The organism is Gammaproteobacteria bacterium (assembly GCA_036381015.1).
Lineage (GTDB): Bacteria > Pseudomonadota > Gammaproteobacteria > Steroidobacterales > Rariloculaceae > ZC4RG20.
On the sequence record DASVDR010000008.1, the window covers coordinates 32742 to 51675 of the forward strand.

The 18934-nt window shown below is 68.8% G+C and carries 14 protein-coding genes; 4 read left to right on the forward strand and 10 right to left on the reverse strand.

Annotated elements, in window-relative coordinates:
* Nucleotides 1-173: 173 nt before the first annotated feature.
* Both VF329_02070 and VF329_02075 read left to right on the forward strand, forming a co-directional pair.
* On the forward strand, nt 174-713 hold the full coding sequence (locus VF329_02070; GenBank protein HEX7079783.1) for a hypothetical protein: 540 nt from the start codon (nt 174-176) through the stop codon (nt 711-713).
* Between the two features lie 536 nt (nt 714-1249).
* Nucleotides 1250-1648: a hypothetical protein gene (locus tag VF329_02075; protein HEX7079784.1), complete on the forward strand. Its 399-nt coding sequence runs from the start codon at nt 1250-1252 to the stop codon at nt 1646-1648.
* Nucleotides 1649-1694: 46 nt separating this feature from the next.
* Here VF329_02075 and ygiD read toward each other — a convergent pair whose 3' ends face one another.
* The 3 genes from ygiD to VF329_02090 form a co-directional block, all read right to left on the reverse strand.
* A complete protein-coding gene (gene ygiD / locus VF329_02080; GenBank protein HEX7079785.1) occupies nt 1695-2549 on the reverse strand; it encodes a 4,5-DOPA dioxygenase extradiol in 855 nt (284 codons plus the stop codon).
* 137 nt (nt 2550-2686) lie between these two features.
* Nucleotides 2687-3751, reverse strand: a complete 1065-nt coding sequence (locus VF329_02085) for a hypothetical protein (GenBank protein ID HEX7079786.1) — start codon at nt 3749-3751, stop codon at nt 2687-2689.
* Nucleotides 3752-4034: 283 nt separating this feature from the next.
* Nucleotides 4035-6083, reverse strand: a complete 2049-nt coding sequence (locus tag VF329_02090; protein HEX7079787.1) for a M3 family metallopeptidase — start codon at nt 6081-6083, stop codon at nt 4035-4037.
* 188 nt (nt 6084-6271) lie between these two features.
* Between VF329_02090 and gorA the strand changes: the two genes are divergently transcribed.
* The gene (gene gorA, locus VF329_02095) at nt 6272-7618 is read left to right on the forward strand and encodes a glutathione-disulfide reductase (GenBank protein HEX7079788.1); all 1347 of its coding nucleotides are present in this window, start codon (nt 6272-6274) and stop codon (nt 7616-7618) included.
* A gap of 112 nt (nt 7619-7730) precedes the next feature.
* Here gorA and aroE read toward each other — a convergent pair whose 3' ends face one another.
* Nucleotides 7731-8570, reverse strand: coding sequence for a shikimate dehydrogenase (gene aroE, locus VF329_02100; protein HEX7079789.1), 840 nt, complete (start codon nt 8568-8570; stop codon nt 7731-7733).
* 161 nt (nt 8571-8731) lie between these two features.
* Between aroE and VF329_02105 the strand changes: the two genes are divergently transcribed.
* Nucleotides 8732-9376 (forward strand): DNA-3-methyladenine glycosylase I, encoded by a 645-nt coding sequence (locus VF329_02105; GenBank protein ID HEX7079790.1) that lies wholly within the window; start codon nt 8732-8734, stop codon nt 9374-9376.
* On the opposite strand, the gene VF329_02110 is transcribed toward VF329_02105, so the two are convergent.
* The 6 genes from VF329_02110 to VF329_02135 all read right to left on the reverse strand — a co-directional run bounded on the left by VF329_02110 (nt 9340) and on the right by VF329_02135 (nt 18756).
* The gene (locus tag VF329_02110; protein HEX7079791.1) at nt 9340-12435 is read right to left on the reverse strand and encodes a S8 family serine peptidase; all 3096 of its coding nucleotides are present in this window, start codon (nt 12433-12435) and stop codon (nt 9340-9342) included. The genes VF329_02105 and VF329_02110 overlap by 37 nt on opposite strands.
* Before the next feature lie 210 nt (nt 12436-12645).
* Nucleotides 12646-13224, reverse strand: coding sequence for an L-threonylcarbamoyladenylate synthase (locus tag VF329_02115; protein ID HEX7079792.1), 579 nt, complete (start codon nt 13222-13224; stop codon nt 12646-12648).
* Between the two features lie 36 nt (nt 13225-13260).
* Nucleotides 13261-15801, reverse strand: a complete 2541-nt coding sequence (locus VF329_02120) for a DNA topoisomerase I (protein ID HEX7079793.1) — start codon at nt 15799-15801, stop codon at nt 13261-13263.
* A 148-nt stretch (nt 15802-15949) separates the two neighbouring features.
* Nucleotides 15950-16423 carry a DUF494 domain-containing protein gene (locus VF329_02125; GenBank protein HEX7079794.1) on the reverse strand — a complete coding sequence of 158 codons (474 nt, stop codon included), beginning with the start codon at nt 16421-16423 and terminating at the stop codon, nt 15950-15952.
* Complete coding sequence (dprA, locus tag VF329_02130) at nt 16420-17526, reverse strand: DNA-processing protein DprA (protein ID HEX7079795.1); 1107 nt, start codon at nt 17524-17526, stop codon at nt 16420-16422. The genes VF329_02125 and dprA overlap by 4 nt, the downstream gene beginning before the upstream one ends.
* A 129-nt stretch (nt 17527-17655) precedes the next feature.
* Nucleotides 17656-18756: a LysM domain-containing protein gene (locus VF329_02135; GenBank protein ID HEX7079796.1), complete on the reverse strand. Its 1101-nt coding sequence runs from the start codon at nt 18754-18756 to the stop codon at nt 17656-17658.
* Between the last annotated feature and the right edge of the window lie 178 nt (nt 18757-18934).

An 18934-nucleotide genomic window follows, 5' to 3' on the forward strand; every position in this document is an offset into this window, starting at 1 on the left:
CGGTCAGCATTGGGCCGAAAGTATTCGGGCGGCTAGTAACCCGGTCTTGGAACCGGTCGCAAAATGCGGCCGGTTCGGGCGGTCCGGCGTTATCCGAAGAGCGTCGCGATCGTCTCGCGCAAGCGCTGCTGATCGGCGGCGGAGAGCCGTCCGAGGGTTTTGATGACGAGCGTTTGCTCGAGCGTGGCGACCACAGGCTTGATCGCAGAGGGCTTGAGCAGCTTCGCGGCCTGCCAATCCTCGACGACGAGCTCGCCGAAGGCGCCGCTGCCGCAAGGGAAGTTGGCGCGTTCACTGAAGTAGTAAGCGCAACTGCAGCAGGCTCTCGCTATGCCAACTTCGCGACAAATCTGACGGCTCGGGAATTTCAGGCGAACCTCCTATCGAATGGCTATAGGGTTTTACGGCAGACCATGGGGTCGAATGGCCCGGTGACAATCCTTACAAACCGCGAAAAGACCTACACAATCTACACCGGCTGTTCATCAGAGGTGTGCGAGTGGTGCATCTATTGTGAACGAAGCAACGACATGGCGGTGTTAGCAATCCGCCGCGGCGTTTCGACAGAACGCTACATTCCGGTGATCGCGCAATTCAAGGCTGTCCGGCTGGCGGAGGCGCTGAAACAGCCGCTGGCGTATGGATTCTCCCCGCAAGCACTGTCAGAGGCGTGGCGGAGAAAGCTTCTGGTCGAGTACGCAAGCCGCCGATAGATTCTTTCAGGTCTCGATTTCGATCGTGAACACGCGCGTGAGGCGCACGGGAGAACGTTTGTGTCCACGCAGTTGCTCTGGCGCGAGCGGCGAGCACGGCGCAGCGAAGCCTGTTCTATTGGCGTGGTCGGATTCGCGACGTGGCCTTTCTGTTCGACGTCGAGCCCGAATCGAGCTGTTCGAAGCAAATGTACGGAGCTTCCATCTGCGCCGACCCCGTGAATCTCGAGTTTGCGTGCAACGCCGTCGGCGCGGATCGAGTGGCCGGGGGCGCCGTGGTCTTCCGCCCGCGCAACAGCTTCCATTGTTCGGCGGTTTCAGAGGCGTGCCGGTGGGCGATCTCGCGTAGTCCGCCAAAGGAACGCCGGCGCTTGGTTGTTTCCGTTCGACGGCCATCGCTAGACTAGAGTTTTGCCCAAGGCTCGATGGAGCGAAGCGGGCGAGTGAAAGTCTTGCGTATGACGAACTCCGAAAGCGGCGGTACCCCACTCGCCTCGCGCTCGGCGCGTGTGCGGTCGCGCCGGATCGTATGGACGATGTGGGGCCTCGCTGCGCTCGTCGTCCTGCACCTCGTCGTGCCCGTCGTCATGGCGCTGCGATCTGCGGATCTCGCGGCGTCGATCAAGGCGGCGAACCCGGAGCTCTCTCCCGAGAACCTGCGCATCGCGACGTGGGTGGCGACGGGGGCGGCCGCCGCCTTTCATCTCGTATTCGTCGGCGCTTATGTTTGGCTCGGCCTCAAGGTCTGGGCCGGGAGACGCTGGGCGCGCCTCGCGCTGATCGCCGTCCTGCTCGCCGCTACCGCGCTGAGCGCCGTTTCCTTCGTGTCGTCGCCGATGTTTCGAGCCGTCATCCCGTTCGGCGACCTGCTTCAGATCGTGCTCGTCGTCCTGCTTTGGACTTCCGCGCGGGCCCCGGAGGAGGCGCGGGCCTGAAGAAGGTCCGGCGTTACGGGGCACCTCCGCTGGGATCACGTCCCGACTACATGTTCGTCTGATCCGGCGGAACCTCCTGCGGCAGCTCGGCTGCGCCGGCCCCATCTTCGGGGCGGTCACGCTCGACTCCTACGCCGTAGCACGTCATCGAGACCGCGCCGAGGCTGTAACCCCGGACGAGCGCTTCGGCGCCAACGCCTTCTTCCGCGGCGAGCGCCGCGATGTAGAGCAACGGGATGAAGTGATCCGGAGTCGGCACGGCGAGGGGATAGTCCGGATGCCGGGTCAGCTTCAGTATGTCGCCGGGGGCGCGCGCGAGCTGCTCGAGGACCGCATCGTCGAAGCGCTCCGCCCAGTCGAACGCGAAGTCCGGCCGGTCCCACAGCACGCGCCGCAGATTGTGCACGACATTGCCGCTGCCGAGGATCAACACGCCGCGATCGCGCAGAGGGGCGAGCCGCGCGGCAAGCTCGAGATGATATTCGAGAGGACGGAGCGCATTGATCGAAAGCTGAACCACCGGTACGTCCGCATTCGGATAGACGTGCGCGAGCACACTCCATGTCCCGTGATCGAGCCCCCACTGGTCGTGGTCGAGACCGACCCAATGGGGCTTCACGATCTCGACGACCTCTTGCGCAAGCTCCGGCGAGCCCGGCGCCGGATACTGAAACGCGAAGAGCTCGGGCGGGAAGCCATAGAAGTCGTGGATCGTCCGCGGCCGGGGCATCGCCGTGACCGCGGTGGCGCCGAAGAACCAGTGAGCCGACACCACGAGCAGCGCTTTCGGCCGCGGCAGCTCTTGCCCGAAAGTTCGCCACGCTTCCGTGAAGCCGTTGCGCTCGAGGGTGTTCATCGGGCTGCCGTGACCGATGAAGAGCGCCGGCATCCTGGTGCTCATGCGCGTCTCTGTGATCCGAGTCGATTCGTCGGATCACGATACACGTTCGCATGCCGCGGTGCGACGCGGAGGACGAAGGTGTGCAGGAAGACGAGCGGCGCTCGCCGCCCAGGCCGCTCTGCTCGAAGAGCCGCGGCTCAGCCGCCGACGACCGGCACGTGCCGTTCGCGGATTCGCCGCCTCGCCCGCTCAGCCTCGGTGCGCTCGCGCAGGCGCTTCAACGCGAGCGCCATCAGCCGCGCTTCGCCGTAAGGGTCGGGAATCACGCACGGGGGCCGCCGCCGCAGCTTGTGCCATTCGCCGCGCTCGCGCACCCGCAGCAGGAACGTGATGTTCTTGCGGATGAACATCACGTAAGGATTCTGCTCGCCGCCGAAGAACGGCTCGAAGTATCGATAGGCGCCGTTGAAGCCGCGCTCGAGGCGCAGATGCACCGAGCTTCGATAGAAGCCGAGCGTCTGCTCGAGCAGATCGCGGCCCGACCGATAGCGCACGCCGTTCCGCGTGGACTCCAGCGCGATGCCGCCGAGCACGAACTCCGGGTAGAGCCGGTCGCGGCACTTCTCGAGGTAGCACCGGTCCGCCAGCTGCGCGACGAGGTCGGCCGTGCCGAGCAGATGACCCACCGCGACGTCCTTCGGGTCGTCGAGCTCGATCTTGTCGAGCGCGATCTCGTAGCCGGTGAAGTGCACGACGCGCGAAACCACCGGAGTGAAGCGCTCGAGCCCCACCCGCTCGAGATAGCGCTCGAGGAACAGCCCGCTGCGCGTGACGTGCGTGCGGGTGAACTCCGCGCCGTTGGCCACATCGACGTCGCGGACTCGATGACGAAGGTAACCCGAGTCGTGAAAGAGCGACGCGACGAGCGCGAACGTGGCGCGCTCGGGCCCGAGGCGGGAACGCTCAGGAACGGTGGCTTCGAAGCCGGCGATCAGCCGGACGAGCGCAAGGGTCACGTCCAGGCTGTGCTGCATGTCGTGATAGCTCGTGTCGATCGCGTGGTACTCGGGGTCGAAGCCGCCGTAGTAACGCTCGAAATCGTGGAACGCGAGCCACACGCCGTCGAACGAGCTCGAGGGGTAAAGCGACGCGAACAGATCGAGGACGGCCGCCCTCACCCGGCGCGGCGAGCTGACGTTCACGGTGTTCGTGACGTCGTAGTCGTTACGGCGCTCTTGCAGCGCCTCGTCGCTGTTCAACATCGACCGGCCCACCCCGGCTGTTCGCGCGAGTGTACGAGATTATCCGTGCTTTACGCATCGGTCGATGTGACATAAACACTAAAACGCATCGAAAAATGCGACGACGATGTTCGGACGGTCGTTCCGATAGCCGGGTTCGGCGTCGATCGTGCACGGAGGACCTGCGCTTCCGGCTCGTGCAGCGAGTCGGAATCGTCGGCCTGGCCGTGCCCGGCTCCGCGAAGTCCAGCCGAGGCCCGGCGAGCCGTACGCGGAGGATGTCGCCCGGCCCGGCCGGCGATCGTCACCGCGCCGGATTCGGGACCATCCCGGACTGCGCGAGAAGGGGACCGAGCTCCGGGGGCCGCCCGCGGAAGGCGACGAACGCATCGAGCGCCGGCCGGCTGCCGCCGACGCGCAGAATCTCACGGCGAAAGCGCTCGGCCGTCGCGCGGTTCAGCACGCCTTCCTCCCGAAACGCCGCGAACGCATCCGCGGCGAGCACCTCGGCCCATTTGTAGCTGTAGTACCCGGCGGCGTAGCCGCCGCCGAAGACGTGCGAGAAGGTGCTCGGGAAGCGGTTGTATTCCGGCGCCCGGACGACGGCGACTTCGCGCCGGACGTCGGCGAGCAACGCGTAGATTCGCTCGAGGTCCGGCGGCGACTCGCCGCGGTGAAGCTCGAAGTCGAAGAGCGCGAACTCGAGCTGGCGCACCATCGCGAGCCCTGCCATGAAGCTGCGCGACGCCGTCAGTGTCGCGATCTTGTCGTCCGGGAGCGGGGCGCCCGTCTCGCGATGCGCGGAGATGCGCTTCAGCACGTCCGGCTGCCATGCGTAGTTCTCGAAGAACTGGCTCGGCAGCTCCACCGCGTCCCACGCGACGCCGTTGATGCCGGCGAGCGACGGGTAATCGACCTCGGTCAGGAGATGGTGCAGCGCATGCCCGAACTCGTGGAACAGCGTGACGACGTCGCCGTGCGTCAGCAGCGACGGCGAGCCGCCGACCGGAGGATTGAAGTTGCAGACGAGATAGGCCACCGGGTCCTGCGCGCGCCCGCGGAGACGCACGCGGTCGAGAGCCGTGTCCATCCATGCGCCGCCGCGCTTGTTCGGCCGGGCAAAAAGGTCAGTCAGAAGCGCGCCGACCCGCCGGCCGCCGCGGTCCCGGATCTCGTACGACGCGGCGCTCGCGTGCCACAGGCCCGCTGCCGGCGCCGGCGCGATCACGATCCCGAAGAGCGTCTCGGCGAGCTCGAACAGACCGCCGAGCACCTTCGGCAACGGGAAGTAGGCGCGAAGCTCCTCCTCGGAGAGCCGGAAGCGCTGCTGCTTCAGCTGCTCGGAGAAGTACGCGACGTCCCACGGCTCGAGCGCGCGACCCGCGTGCTTGGAAAGCTCTTCGAGATCGCGCTCGGCATAAGGCTTGCTCCGCGCGGCGAGATCGCGCAGGAACTCGACGACCTCGTCCGGCGACTTCGCCATCTTGGTCGCGAGCGAGAGCTCGGCGTAGCTGCGGAAACCGAGCAGCCGCGCCTCCTCGTGCCGGAGAGCGAGGATCTCGGCCATCAGCGGCCCGTTGTCCCAGCGCCCGGCGGAGGGCCCCCGGTCCGACGCGCGCGTGACCCAGGCTTCGTAGTAGCGCTCGCGGAGCGCCGCGGACTCGGCGTGGCTCATGACCGCGAGATACGTCGGCGGGTCGAGCGACAGCAGCCAGCCTTCGAGGCCCTTCTCCGCCGCGGCGGCGCGCGCCCGGTCGAGCACGACATCCGGCACGCCGGCAAGCGCGTCGCGGCGCGTCTCGTGATGCTCGAACGCGTCGGTCGCGTCCATCAGGTTCTGCTCGAACTTGGCCTGGCAGGCCGCGAGCCGCTGCATGATCTCGCGGAAGCGCTGCTTCTCGTCCGCCGGAAGCGCGACGCCGCCGAGCCGGAAGTCACGGAGCGTCTGCGCGACCAGCTCGCGCTCGACGGCGAGCTCCTGCGGCAGCGCCTTTTCGAGCTCGAGGAAGCGCCGGTAGAGCGCTTCGTTCTGCCCGATTTCCGTGTTGAACTCGGTCACGAGCGGCAGGCATGCGTTGTACGCATCGCGCAGGGCGGGCGTCGAGACGACGGCGTTCAGGTGCGAGACCGGGCCCCAAACCCGCTGGACGCGCTCGTGGATCCGCTCGAGCTCCGCGAGCCACTCGACGTCGGGGCGCTCGGCCGCCTCCGCGCGCCGGACGGCGTCGCGCTGCTCGGCGAGCGTCGCGCGCACGGCCGGCTCCACGTGCTCCGGGCGGATGCGGTCGAACCGCGGCAGCCCGTCGGCCGTGAGCAGAGGATTCGGTTCGGTTTCGGTCGGATGTGCCGTCATCGTCGTCGAACGCTCCTTCGATTCGGGCCGCCAATCTAGCAGACCGCAGCCGGCGTCGCCCCTTGGGGCGGCTGCGAGGTCGGCCTCGAACCGGCTCCCGGTGCACCATCATGGTGCACGTCCCCTCGACGGAGGCCGGTCGGATAGACTTCGGGACGCAAGCTCGCGGCGGTCACAAGAGGTTACCCGTGAAGTCTTTCGATCTGATCGTGCTCGGCGGAGGCAGCGGCGGGCTCGCCACCGCGCAGCGCGCGGCCGACCACGGCGCGAAGGTCGTGCTTTTCGAGCCCGGGCGGCTCGGCGGCACGTGCGTCAACGTCGGCTGCGTGCCGAAGAAAGTCATGTGGAACGCCGCAGAGATCGGGCACGCGCTCGCGAACGCCCCGCACTACGGCTTCGACGTCCGGTTAGCCGGACACGACTGGGCGAAGCTCAAAACGGGGCGCGACGCGTACGTCGCGCGCCTGAACGGCATCTATCAGCGCAACCTCGAGCGCCGAAAGGTCACGCTCGTGAGGCAGCGCGGCCGCTTCGTCGGTCCTCACGAGATCGCCGACGAGACGGGCGAGCGGTATTCCGCCGCGCACATCGTGATCGCGACCGGCGGCTATCCGCAAGTGCCGGACCTGCCCGGCGCCGAACGCGGCATCACGTCCGACGGCTTCTTCGAGCTCGAATCGAGACCGGCGCGCGTCGGGATCGTCGGCAGCGGCTACGTCTCCGTCGAGCTCGGCGGCGTGCTGCGTGCCCTCGGCAGCGAGGTCACGATCTTCGTGCGCTTCGACCGCGTGCTTCGGAGCTTCGACACGCTGCTGTCGGACCATTTGATGCGCCAAATGGAAGCCTCGGGCATTGAGATCGTGACCGGCGCCGCGCCGCGCGCGGTGCGCGGCGACGGCCCGCTGACGCTCGATCTCGAGGACGGACGGCGGTACGACGGGCTCGACACGCTGATCTGGGCGATCGGTCGAGCGCCGAACATTGCGACGCTCGACCTCGCGCAGGCCGGCATCGAGCCGACGGACCTCGGGCATGTCCCGGTCGACGACTTTCAAAACACGGCCGTCGACGGTGTGTACGCGGTCGGCGACGTGACCGGCCGCCCGGAGCTGACGCCCGTCGCGATCGCCGCGGGACGGCGGCTCGCGGATCGCCTGTTCGGCGGACAGCCGGACCGGCGGCTGAGCTACGAGATCATCCCGACGGTGATCTTCTCGCACCCGCCGATCGGCACGATCGGCCTGTCGGAGGCGGAGGCCTTGCGGCGCTACCCGGACGAGTCGGTCCGCACGTACGTGTCCGAGTTCGTGCCGATGTTCCACGCGCTCACGGAAGCGAAGCCGTTGTCGGCGATGAAGCTCGTCGTCGTCGGCGAGGAGGAGCGGATCGTCGGCTGCCACGTGATCGGCCCCGGCGCCGACGAGATGACGCAGGGTTTCGCGGTCGCGATGACGATGGGCGCCCGCAAGGCGGACTTCGACGACACGATCGCGATCCATCCGACGAGCGCGGAAGAGCTCGTGACGATGCGCTGACCTCAAAAAAATGGTGTCAGACACCTTTTCCGCGATGGGCTGATCTAAAAAATGGTGTCAGACACCTTTTTCGCGGAAAAGGTGTCTGAACCATTTTCTGGACACCTTTGTTTTAGGTGCCGAGATCCCGCGACAGCTGCCGGATCACGGGCGCGGTCTCCGGGCGCACGCCGCGCCAGATGAGGAAGGATTCCGCGGCTTGCTCGACGAGCATGCCGAGGCCCTGCACCGCCCGCTCGGCGCCGGCGCGCCGCGCCCACGCGACGAACGGCGTATCGCCCCGGCCGTAAGCGAGGTCGTAGCAAAAGGTTTCGCGCCCGACGATCTCGGCCGGGAAGGGCGGAGTCTCGCCACGCAGCCCCGCGGACGTCGCGTTCACGACGAGATCGAACGCGCCGGCGCCGGCGAGCTCGGCGAAGGTCACGATGCGGAGCTCGCCGAGCGCCTGGAACCTTTCGCGGAGCTCCGCGGCGCGTGCCAGCGTGCGGTTCGCGACGACGAGCTCGCGCGGCCGGCTCTCGAGGAGAGGCGGAAGGATCCCGCGCGCGGCTCCGCCGGCGCCGAGCACGAGCACGCGGCGACTCTCGATCACCGCGCCGAGATTCACGGTGAGATCGCGCAGGAAGCCGACGCCGTCGGTATTGTCCGCGCGAATCCCGCCGTCGAACGTCAGCGTGTTCGCGGCGCCCGCCACTTTCGCCTCGGGCCCGGTCCGCTGCGCGAGGCGAAACGCCGCCTCCTTGTGCGGCACGGTCACGTTGAGCCCCTTCCCGCCGGCCGCGCCGAAGCCGCGGACCGCAGTCTCGAAGCTCGCCGGGTCGGCCTCGATCAGCTCGTACGAAAGGTTCTGCCCCGTTTGCCGCGCGAACAGCCCGTGAATCAGCGGGGAGCGGCTGTGGTGGACGGGAAAGCCCACGAGTGCGTAGCGGTCGGGCGTCGGCGATGCATTCATGAGGCTTCTCCCGGCGGGGATTCTCCATGCCCCGCCCAGTATTGCCAAGCGCGCCCGGTTCCCGGAGCATTCTCGGCCCGGCGGCTCCGCGTGTTTTGCGAGGCGCCGAGCGGCTCGCGAGAAGCGCGGGCCGAGGCGGCCGAGACGAGGACGGTAAGACGATGAGCGAAATCGTTCGCTGCGCGTGGAGCGAGGGCTCCGATTCGGAATATCTCGACTATCACGATCGGGAATGGGGCGTGCCGGCGCACGACGACCGCACCCACTTCGAGTTCCTGATCCTCGAGGCCGCGCAGGCCGGCTTGAGCTGGCGCACGATCCTGCGGAAGCGCGAGCATTACCGGCGGGCGTTCGCGGGCTTCGATCCCGAGCGAGTCGCGCGCTTCAACCGCCGCTCCGTGGAGCGCCTCCTCGCCGACGCCGGCATCGTGCGCAACCGTGCGAAGATCGAGGCCGCTGTCGAGAATGCGCGCCGATTTCTCGACGTGCGCGAGGAGTTCGGCAGCTTCGATGCGTACGCGCGCCGGTTCGTCGACGGCCAGATCGTGAACCGCTGGCGCCGACAGGGCGACGTGCCCGCCACGACGCCCGAGTCCGACGCGCTCAGCCGTGATCTGAAGAGCCGCGGCTTCAAGTTCGTCGGCTCCACGATCGTCTACTCGCACATGCAGGCGACCGGTCTCGTCAACGACCATCTCGTCGATTGCTTTCGCTACGCGGCCTGCATCGAGCCCCGTGCCCCGGGCGCCCGGCCGGCTTCCCGCAGAGGTCAGGGCGCACGGACGTCGAGGATCGTCAGCGAATAAGGCCCCGAAGGCGTCGTGTGAGAGATCGCGCCGAGGTAGCGAGTGCCCGCCGCTAGACCGCCCCACTCGACGCCGAGCACCGCCCGGTCGCCGTCGACGACCGCCGTCGGCGCCGAGACGGTGAGGTTGCCGACCACGTCGGCCTTCCCGAAGGACCAGGCGAACAGCGTGTAGTTTGCACCGGGCCCGCCGGCCACGGGGTCGGTCTCGAAGCCGTGGACGAGCACGGTGTAAAGCCCCGCGTCGGGCAGCACGAGGTCGATCTCCTCCTCCGACGTGAAGCCGCCGCTCTCGCCGACTTGAACGCACTGGTTGCCCGGGCAGTAGAAGAGATAAAGGTCCAGATCGTCGGCGCCGTCCGTCAGCTCGTCGAACAGCGCGAAGCGCGCGTAGAGCTGCTCCGGGGGCACTTCGACCAAGTGCGCGGTGACGCCCTGCGCGAAGCGGAAGCTGAAATGGTTCGTCTCGTCCTCGTCGACGAAGCCCTGCTCGACGAACGGCGCGCGCAGCCCGTGAACGCCGGCGACATACTCGCCCGTGTACCCGAACGCGATCGGGACCTCGAAGAAGCCGGCCCCGCCGACGAGCGACACTTCCTCCGGAGCACGCAGCGTGACCGGCATGACGGCGATCGGGCTTCGCACCGTGTGCAGGCCGTCCGTCCATCGAAGCGCGCCGAACGTCCAGAGATCGCGCTCGGCACCGCGGCCGGTGAAGGTCAGCGCAAAGGTCGCCGAATCACCGGTGCCGAGGGTCAGCGTCGGCGGCGCGACCTCCACGTCGATCCCGAGCGGCGGGTCGATCTCGGCGCGGTACGTCCCCGGCGGCCCGACGTTCGTGACGCGCCGCGTGACGACGTCGCCCGTGATCAGCCGCGAGACGCCGACGGTCGGCAGGTTCAGCTCGCGCGGCGACAGCGAATACCCCTCCGACACGAGCGTCTCGCAGTCCTCCGGCGGGAAAGGCGGCCGCTCGAGCCCGCAAAGGAATGCCGCGTGGTCGAGCAGCGTGCTGTCGTAGACGAGGCCCGGGTCCACGGCCGCGTTCGGCTCCACGTGCCCGGCGCCCATCTCGAACGGATCGGCCGCGGTCTCGCCGTCGGACCGGACGACGTCCGTGCGCGCCGTCGTCGTCAGCGCGGACTTGATCATCGCCGGCGACCAGTCAGGGTGCGCCTCTTTCAGCAGTGCCGCAACGCCGGCCGCTTCCGGCGCCGCCATCGACGTGCCCGACAGGTACTGGAAGAGCTCCCCGCGCAGCCCGTTCGCGACGTCCGGAGTATGCCCGCCCAGAATGTCGACGCCCGGAGCCGTCACGTCCGGCTTCAGGAAATCCGGCTCGGACAGCGCCGGGCCCCGCGACGAGAAGTCGGCGATCTCGTTGCCGATCTCGCTGCCTTCGATCAGCAGCCCGCCGATCAGCCGAACCTCGATCTCGTCGCCGTCGACGAGCCGGTCCGCGAGCCGCTGCCCGTCGGCCGTGCCGATCATGACGGCGGGGATGTCGACGCTCCCGCGGCTGCCGTTCATCATGATCGGCGCACCGGTCGTGTTGTAGACGATCACGCCGACCGCGCCCGCGTCCTCGGCGCGGGCGATCTTGACCTCGAAGTCGCAGCCGCCGCGCTCGATCAGCGCGATCTCGCCGGCGAGGTCGTCGGCGTTCGCGAGCGGCTCGCACGCGTCGCGCGTGCTGCCCGGCACGCCGCCAGCGCTCGACTCGACCTCGTCGTCGACGAGCACGAGAGCGCCCTCGATCGCGCGGTTTCGGTCGAGCCGCGGCGTGAAGCTCGCCTCGCGCATCGCGATCCGTCCTTCGAGATCGTCGGGAGACGTGATCTCGATCGCCTCGTCGAAGCGGGTTCCCGTCTGCGTCGCTGCCGCGACCGTCAGCACCCACGGTGCGCTGCTCGGCGAGCCGATCGTGCCGTACGCCGGACCGTCGTTGCCGGCCGCGACGACCGTCAGGACGCCGGCGTCGAACGCGTTCAGCAACGCGAGGTCGTCGGGCGCCGTGAGGTCGGTCTCGAGGCTGCCGACCGAGTAGTTGATGATGTCCACGCCGTCGGCGACCGCGTCGTCGATCGCGCGGGCGAGATCGGAAGTGGCGCACGTCGCGCGCTGCTCGCCGGGCTCCAGCCAGCAGGCCTTGTAGACCGCGACCCGTGCCCGAGGCGCGATGCCGGCGACGCGGCCGATGCGCGTGCCGAAGAGCCGCGCCGAAGTCGGATTGCCGGCCGCGACCGTCGCGATATGCGTGCCGTGACCGTCCGCGTCGCGCGGCGAGCGGAACTCGTTCGGGTCGAGCTCGTGGCGCGCGAGAAAGCCGTCGATGTAGTAGCGGGCTCCGACGATCTTGTTGTTGCACGACGTTGCCGGAAAGCCTTCGCCTTCCTGGCAGATGCCGTGAAAGCCTTCGGGCGGGCCGTACTCGGACGTCGTCGGCGGATCGTGCCGGACCGAGTGGCACAGCCAGCGCCCGAGCCACGACGCCCGGGCCCAGCGGCTCTCGCAGGCGCGCGGCATGTGCGCCTCGACGTCGAGCAGCGACGGATGGCCGGGCGTGATGCCGCTGTCGATGAAGCCGATCACCACGTCCTCGCCGAGCAGGCCGAGATCGGCGCGCAGCCCGCCGACCGGGTTTTGCAGGCCGAGGAACACGGCGCTGTTGTTCGTGTTCAGCCGCTGGTCGGAGTCGAGCCAGATACGCTCGACCTCGTCGCGCTGCGCGAGACGCGACGCTTGATCGGGCGTGAGGCGCGCGGCGAAGCCGTTCATCGCGTAACGGAAGCTGTAGATCTTCGCGGCCGCCGCGCCGACGTCCGCGAGGAGCCGGTCGTGCGTCAGCTCGAGATGCTTCACGTAGCTTTCGACGGCCGCGGAAGTGGCGTCGAGCTTGCCGCCCGGCGCGGGCTTCGTGGCCGCGTACCCGGGCGTGCCGCCCTTGTACGCGGCCGCGCCGGGCCGCTTCAGCTTCACCAGATAGACGGCGCTTGCGCCCTTCGCCGGCCGCACCGGCGCCGCGAGCGAGAGAGGCCCGGTCGGCGTCGCCGGACGCACCGCGCCGCTTGCCGCCGGAAGGAGCACGGCGGTCGCGCAAACGGCGGCAAGCGAGAGACGCAAGACACCCCGTGTAAGCGGGCGGATCGCGCGCGGCACTTTATTAGTTATCGAAGTTTTTCGCTCGCGCGGACGTTACCACAGCTCTGTTGCAAGTCCTAATCATCCGGCGCGTGCCCGGGCGCTGGCCCGCGGGCGGCACCGCCGCCGCTACGGCCGCAGGACGCGGCCGGTCATGCCGTCGCGGATCGTCGTCGGCGACGACAGGCCGCCGAGCGGCCCGTCGAGAACGTCGTCGAGCTCGGCGCCGAGTGCCCGTCGAACCGCGAGCGCCGATCTCAACGGCGGCCGGCCGGACCGATTCGCGCTCGTCGAGACGAGCGCGCTGCCGGCGCGACAGCACAGCGCGCGCGAGATCGAGTGCGCGGTGAGCCGCACGGCAACCGTGCGCCGCCCGCCGGTGATCCACGCGGGCGTGCGCCGCCGCGCGGGGAGCACCCACGTGTGCGGCCCGGGCCAGCTCGCGAGGATCTCCTCCAGATGCGGGCTCGCGTCGATCACGGCGTAGCGGGCGAGCTGCTCGACGTTCGCTCCGACCAGCAGCACGCCTTTGCGCCAGGAGCGGCGCTTGATCCGCAACACGCGGCGAACGGCCTCGGCGTCGTCGGGCAGGCAGCCGATGCCGTACACCGCCTCGGTCGGATAGGCGACGACGCCGCCCGCGCGAACGCATCGCGCGGCGCGCTTCACGCGGAAATCCGCGGCCGGGTCCCGCAAACATCTGTACATGGTGCTTGCCGGGGCCGCCGTGAATGGGAGGCGATGTTAGAGGAGGTCTTCCGCCCGGGCCGAGCGCCGCGTCTTCTTCGCCTTCTTACCGGCGGCCTTCTTTCCGGCCTTCGCGGCCTTCTTTTTCCCGGCGCGCTTGCCCGTGGTCTTGCGCTTCGCCGCGCGCTTCACCGGCGGAGCCGAAGCGCCGTCCGCGCCGTCTTTCGCCGCGGGCGTCTTCGCGACCTTCTTCGTCACCTTCTTCCCTCGCGCGCGCCGCTCCGGCGCCGCGGCGAGCAACGCCTCGCATTCGTCGAACGATAGGCTCGAAGGCTCGCGGTCCTTCGGAATCTTCGCGTTCTTCTGCCCGTTCGTGACGTACGGGCCGTACCGCCCGTTCAGGACCTGAATGTCGCTGCCGTCGAACGTCTTGATGATCCTGTTCGCGTCCGCGCGCTTCTTCTCCTCGATCAGCTCGAGCGCCCGCTCGAGCGTGATCGTGTACGGATCGTCGCCGCGGATCGAGACGAACTTGTCGCCGTAACGGACGTACGGTCCGAAGCGCCCGATGTTCGCGGAGACCGGCTCGCCCTCCGGCGTCTCGCCGAGATCGCGCGGAAGCTTGAAGAGCTCGAGCGCCTCGTCCAGCGTGATGTCGTCCATCTTCTGGCCCGGCCGAAGGCCGGCAAAGAGGGGCTTCTCCTCGTCGTCCTTCGTGCCGATCTGCACGAACGCGCCGTAACGGCCCATGCGGACGCTGACGGGGCGGCCGCTCTTCGGATCCGTGCCGAGGACGCGGGCCTGCGAGGCCTGCTCCCGCGTCACGGAGCTTTCCGTGTGCTCGACCAGCCGGTGGAACGGCTCCCAAAACTCCTCGAGCAGCGGCACCCACTCGCGCTCGCCGCGCGAGATCGCGTCGAGCGAGTCTTCCATCCGCGCCGTGAACTCGTAGTCGACGTACTGGGCGAAATGCTCGGTGAGGAAACGGTTCACGACGCGGCCGACGTCCGTCGGCACGAAGCGCCGGTTCTCCATCTCGACGTATTCTCGATTGCGGAGCGTCGAGATGATGGATGCGTACGTCGACGGGCGGCCGATCCCGAACTCTTCGAGCGCCTTGACGAGCGTTGCCTCCGAGTACCGCGGGGGCGGCTCCGTGAAATGCTGCTCGCTGATCAGCTCGCGGAGCGTGAGCCGGTCGCCCTCGGCGACGGCCGGCAGGATGCTGTCCTGCTCCTCGGGCCCGGAGTCGTCACGCCCCTCCTGGTAGACCGCGATGAAGCCCGGGCTCACGAGCACAGAGCCCGTGGCGCGAAAGACGATCGCGTCGCGCGCCGCGCGCATGTCGGCCGGGCTGCCGTTCGCGGGCGGCGTGCCGGGCACGAGCTCCACGGCGACGGTGTCGTAGACCGCCGCGTTCATCTGCGACGCGACCGTGCGCTTCCAGATCAGCTCGTACAGCCGAAACTGATCATGGTCGAGAAATCGCCGCACGGTCTCGGGCGCCCTCGCGGCCGACGTGGGGCGGATCGCCTCGTGGGCTTCCTGCGCGTTGCGCGCCTTCGTCGTGTAGCGGCGCGGCTCGTCCGGCAGGTTCTCCCAGCCGTAGCGCTCGGCGATGACCGCCCGCAGCTCGTCGAGCGCCTCGTTCGCGATCGTGACCGAGTCCGTGCGCATGTAGGTGATCAGGCCCACCGACCCGTCGCCGACGTCGATGCCTTCGTAGAGGCGCTGCGCGACCGTCATCGTCTTCTGGGCCGAGAACCCGAGCTTGCGCGAAGCCTCCTGCTGGAGCGTCGACGTCGTGAACGGCGCGGCCGGGTTGCGGCGGCGCTGCTTCTTCTCGATGCCGGCGACGGTCAACGCGCCGTTCGCGCGGGCCTCGATCCGCCGCTCCGCGTCGCGCGTGACGCTCTCGTTCGTGAACGTGAATTGCTCGACCTTCGCCCCGTCGAAGACGGCGAGCCGCGCCGTGAAGGCTTGATCGGCCTGCGCGGTGACGGCTTCGATCGTCCAGTATTCCTGAGGCTTGAAGGCCGCGATCTCGTCCTCGCGCTCGACGATCAGGCGCAGCGCCGGGCTCTGCACGCGGCCGGCCGAGAGCCCGCGGCGCACCTTCTTCCAGAGCAGCGGCGAAAGATTGAAGCCGACGAGATAGTCGAGCGCGCGGCGCGCCTGCTGCGCGTTGATCAGCTCTGACGAGAGCGTGCGCGGATGCGCGATCGCCTCCTGGATCGCGCGCCTCGTGACCTCGTGGAAGACCACGCGGTGCACGGCCCGGGAGTCGAGGAGATTGCGGTCCTTCAGCACCTCGTAGACGTGCCACGAGATCGCCTCGCCTTCGCGGTCCGGGTCGGTTGCGAGGTAGACGGTGTCCGCGCGCTTGACCGCCTTCGCGATGCGCTCGACGTGCTTCTCGTTCTTGTCGATCAGCTGGTACTTCATCGCGAAGCCGCGGTCGGGATCGACCGCGCCTTCCTTCGGCACCAGGTCGCGCACGTGCCCGTACGAGGCGAGGACCTCGAAATCCTTGCCGAGGTACTTCTCGATCGTGCGCGCTTTCGCCGGCGATTCGACGATGACTACGTTCTTGCTCATGGCTGAATGGGGTGCGCGGGTCGGAGCATCCGAAGCTCGGGTCAGGCGCGGCGCATGCTCCCCGCGCGATGGACGCGACGGTGCCGGGGCGGAGCGTGCCTCCGCGGCGCGGGACAGGCTGAACCGACGAGACGTCGGGAAGGCGGGGTCAGTGGATCCAGCCCGGACCCTCGGCGAAGACGAGGTCCTCCATTTGCGCGTAGGCCTGCTCGTGGCCGGGCTGGCTGAACAAGACCATCATGACGACCCATTTGATCTGCTCGATGTCGATTTCATCCGTGTCGAGCGCCAGCAGGCGGTCGATCGCAAGTTCCCGTTGCGCCGGCGCAAGGATTCCCACCTGCTCGAGATGCAGGAGGTAGCCTCTCGCGACGGTGTCGAGCCGGTCAAGCTCGACCTGGTCGTAAATGCGGATGGCGGCGGAGCGCGGGGCATCGCCCGACGGGACGTCCGCGGCGTTCAAGCCGTCGAGCCAGTCGAGCGCGCGCTCGATTTCCCGGTGCCCGAAGCCCGCGCGGACGAGCTCCTCCTTCAGCTCGTTGCGGTTCGGCTCGGGCTCGCCCTCGCCCTCGGCGAAGGACTCGAAAAGGTACATCAGCACGTCGAGAACGCTTTCCTTCATCGGCTCCTCGCAGGTAGTCGGCAGTAACGGCCGCCGGGCAGCGCCTCAACGAGCCCCTCGAGTTCCAGCAGCAGGAGCATGGAGGAAAGCTCCGCCGTCGTCAATCCGGAGCGGGCTGCCAAATCGGTGATCGTGACGGGGTCAAAGCCCAAGCAATTCATCAGGTTGGCATACTCGGGATCGATCACGGGCGGCGCCTCGTTGGGTGTCTCTTCCGACGTCTCCGGCCACTCGAGCTCGAGCTGCGGCGCAAGCTCTACCAGCACGTCCTTGCCTTCCTCGACCAGCTTCGCGCCCTGCCGGAGCAGCCAGTGGCAGCCGCGTGCAAGCGGGTTGTGGATGGAGCCCGGGACCGCGAATACCTCGCGCCCGAAGTCGAGCGCGAAGCGCGCGGTGATCAGCGATCCGCTGCGGCGGCTCGCTTCGACGACCAAAGTTCCGAGAGACAACGCCGCGATGATTCGGTTCCGCCTCGGGAACCGATGGGCGGCCGGCGGCACGCCCGGCGGGTACTCCGAGACGAGCAGCCCCGAGGCCGCGATCCGCTCCGCGAGGTCTCGATGCCCGCGAGGGAAGATCGTGTCGATGCCGCAACCGAACACGGCGATCGTGCCGCCCGGCCCGTGCAGCGCGCCTTCGTGCCCGGCGCCGTCGATGCCGGACGCGAGGCCGCTCGTGATCGTGAGCCCGCGCTCGCTGAGGTACCGCGCGAGCTCCTCCGCGGTGAGGCACCCGCCCCGCGTGGGGCTGCGGCTGCCGACGATCGCGAGCTGCGGGGCGTCGAGCAGCTCCGGGCGCGCGCCGCGGATCCAGAGCGCGAGCGGGCGCTGCGGAATCTCCGCGAGCCGGCGCGGGTAGCGCGGCGAGCCAAGCGTGACGAGCGCATGCCCGGGCTGCTCGAGCCAGCCGCGCCAGCCGTCGAGCGTCCCCGGATCGGGGCACCGCAGCCGCGCAATCGCCTCGGCGTCGATGCCGGCGTCCGCGAGGGCGCGGTCGGAGAGCGCGAGCACCGCGTCCGCGCTCGGGGCCGCCGCGACGAGGTCGAGCCAGTTTTCGGGGCTGCGGGCGGCGTAAAGGACCGCGAGCCAGGCGTCGTGGGTCATTCGCCAAGCCGCCGCGGCGGCCGGCGATTCGGGCGCGTTGCCTCGCGGCACGGGCGGCCGGCGGCCGCCCGCGGGTTTCGGCGGCGATGGGGGCCGCGGCTCGCGCTCACCGCGCGGACGCGGGGGCGGCTACGGGTTGCGGACCGCGTCCAACACGCGGATCTCGCTGGTGGCCTCCATGACGAGCGCATAGCTGATGCGGTCGAATGTGCGGAACGTCATCATGAGACCCGCCGGCTCGTCCGGCAACTTCACTTTCTCCCCGAAACGGCGGCGTCCGCGGACCCGGTCCACGATCACGTCGCCGGAGCGGAACGCGCGCAGCACGTGGCCCGGCTCGAGGCCGTCCCGCGCTCCGCGGTTGATCACGACGACCTGGTACTGCCCGATCAGCGAGATCCCGTCGATGACGGAGATGATCCGCCCGTCGATCGGCTGCTCCGGCGCACGCGGCAGGAAGTCCATCGGAGGAATCGTCTCCTCCTCGATCAGGTAGTCGCCGACGAGCGCCTCGCGCTCCGACTCGGTGAGCAGCAGCGTGGCCGGATCGCCGGCCCGACGGATGCGCCCCCGCCCGACGTAGAGGCCCTCGTAGCCGACCACCTCGTCGTCGTCCGGATCGATCAGCGGGTCGCCGAGATGCACGAGGTCGTAGACGCTGCCGACTTCCGCGTCGTCGGTGCCGCGCACGTAGACGCTGCGGCCGGCGCTGCCCATCAGTCCCTTCTCCTGGGCGACGATGTAGGGCAACGTATCGAGCTCGTCGGGGTCCAATACCGCGGGCCGCGACAGGAATGCGCGCACGGCCTCGAACGGAATCGTGGGGATCGCTTCCTCGATCGGCTCGGAGCGCACCCGCGGCGACAGGCGCACGTCGTTCGCCGACGCGCGCTCGAGCTGAATGACCGGGCGCCCGTCCACGTACGCGAGCGACAGCACGTCGCCGGGATAAATGAGATGCGGGTTCTCGACTTGCGGGTTGATCTGCCAGATCTCGGGCCAGTACCACGGGTCCCGAAGGAACAGGGCGGCGATGTCCCACAACGTGTCGCCCCGCTGCACGACGTACGACTCGGGGTGCCGCGGGTTCAGGACGGGCGCCTCGCGGGCGCTTGCAGCCGTGTCGCCGGCCGGCGCCTGAGCCACGCCGGTAGAGGCGGCGATGACGCCGAGCGCGGTAGCCATCACGATGCTGACGGAACGGACGAGCGGCGAGTGCGCGTTGAACATGTCAAGCTCCGTAGGAGGCCGGCATCGATGCCCGGCCGAATCGGGCTGCTATACTGCGCACGCGGCCGCGCCACCCCTTCCCGGCGCGTGCCCGGCGCGTCGCGGCCACACACTATCCCTTTAAAGTCAGAGGGTTAAACTCCGAATTCGCAGCGTTATACACGAAACCGAGGTCCGA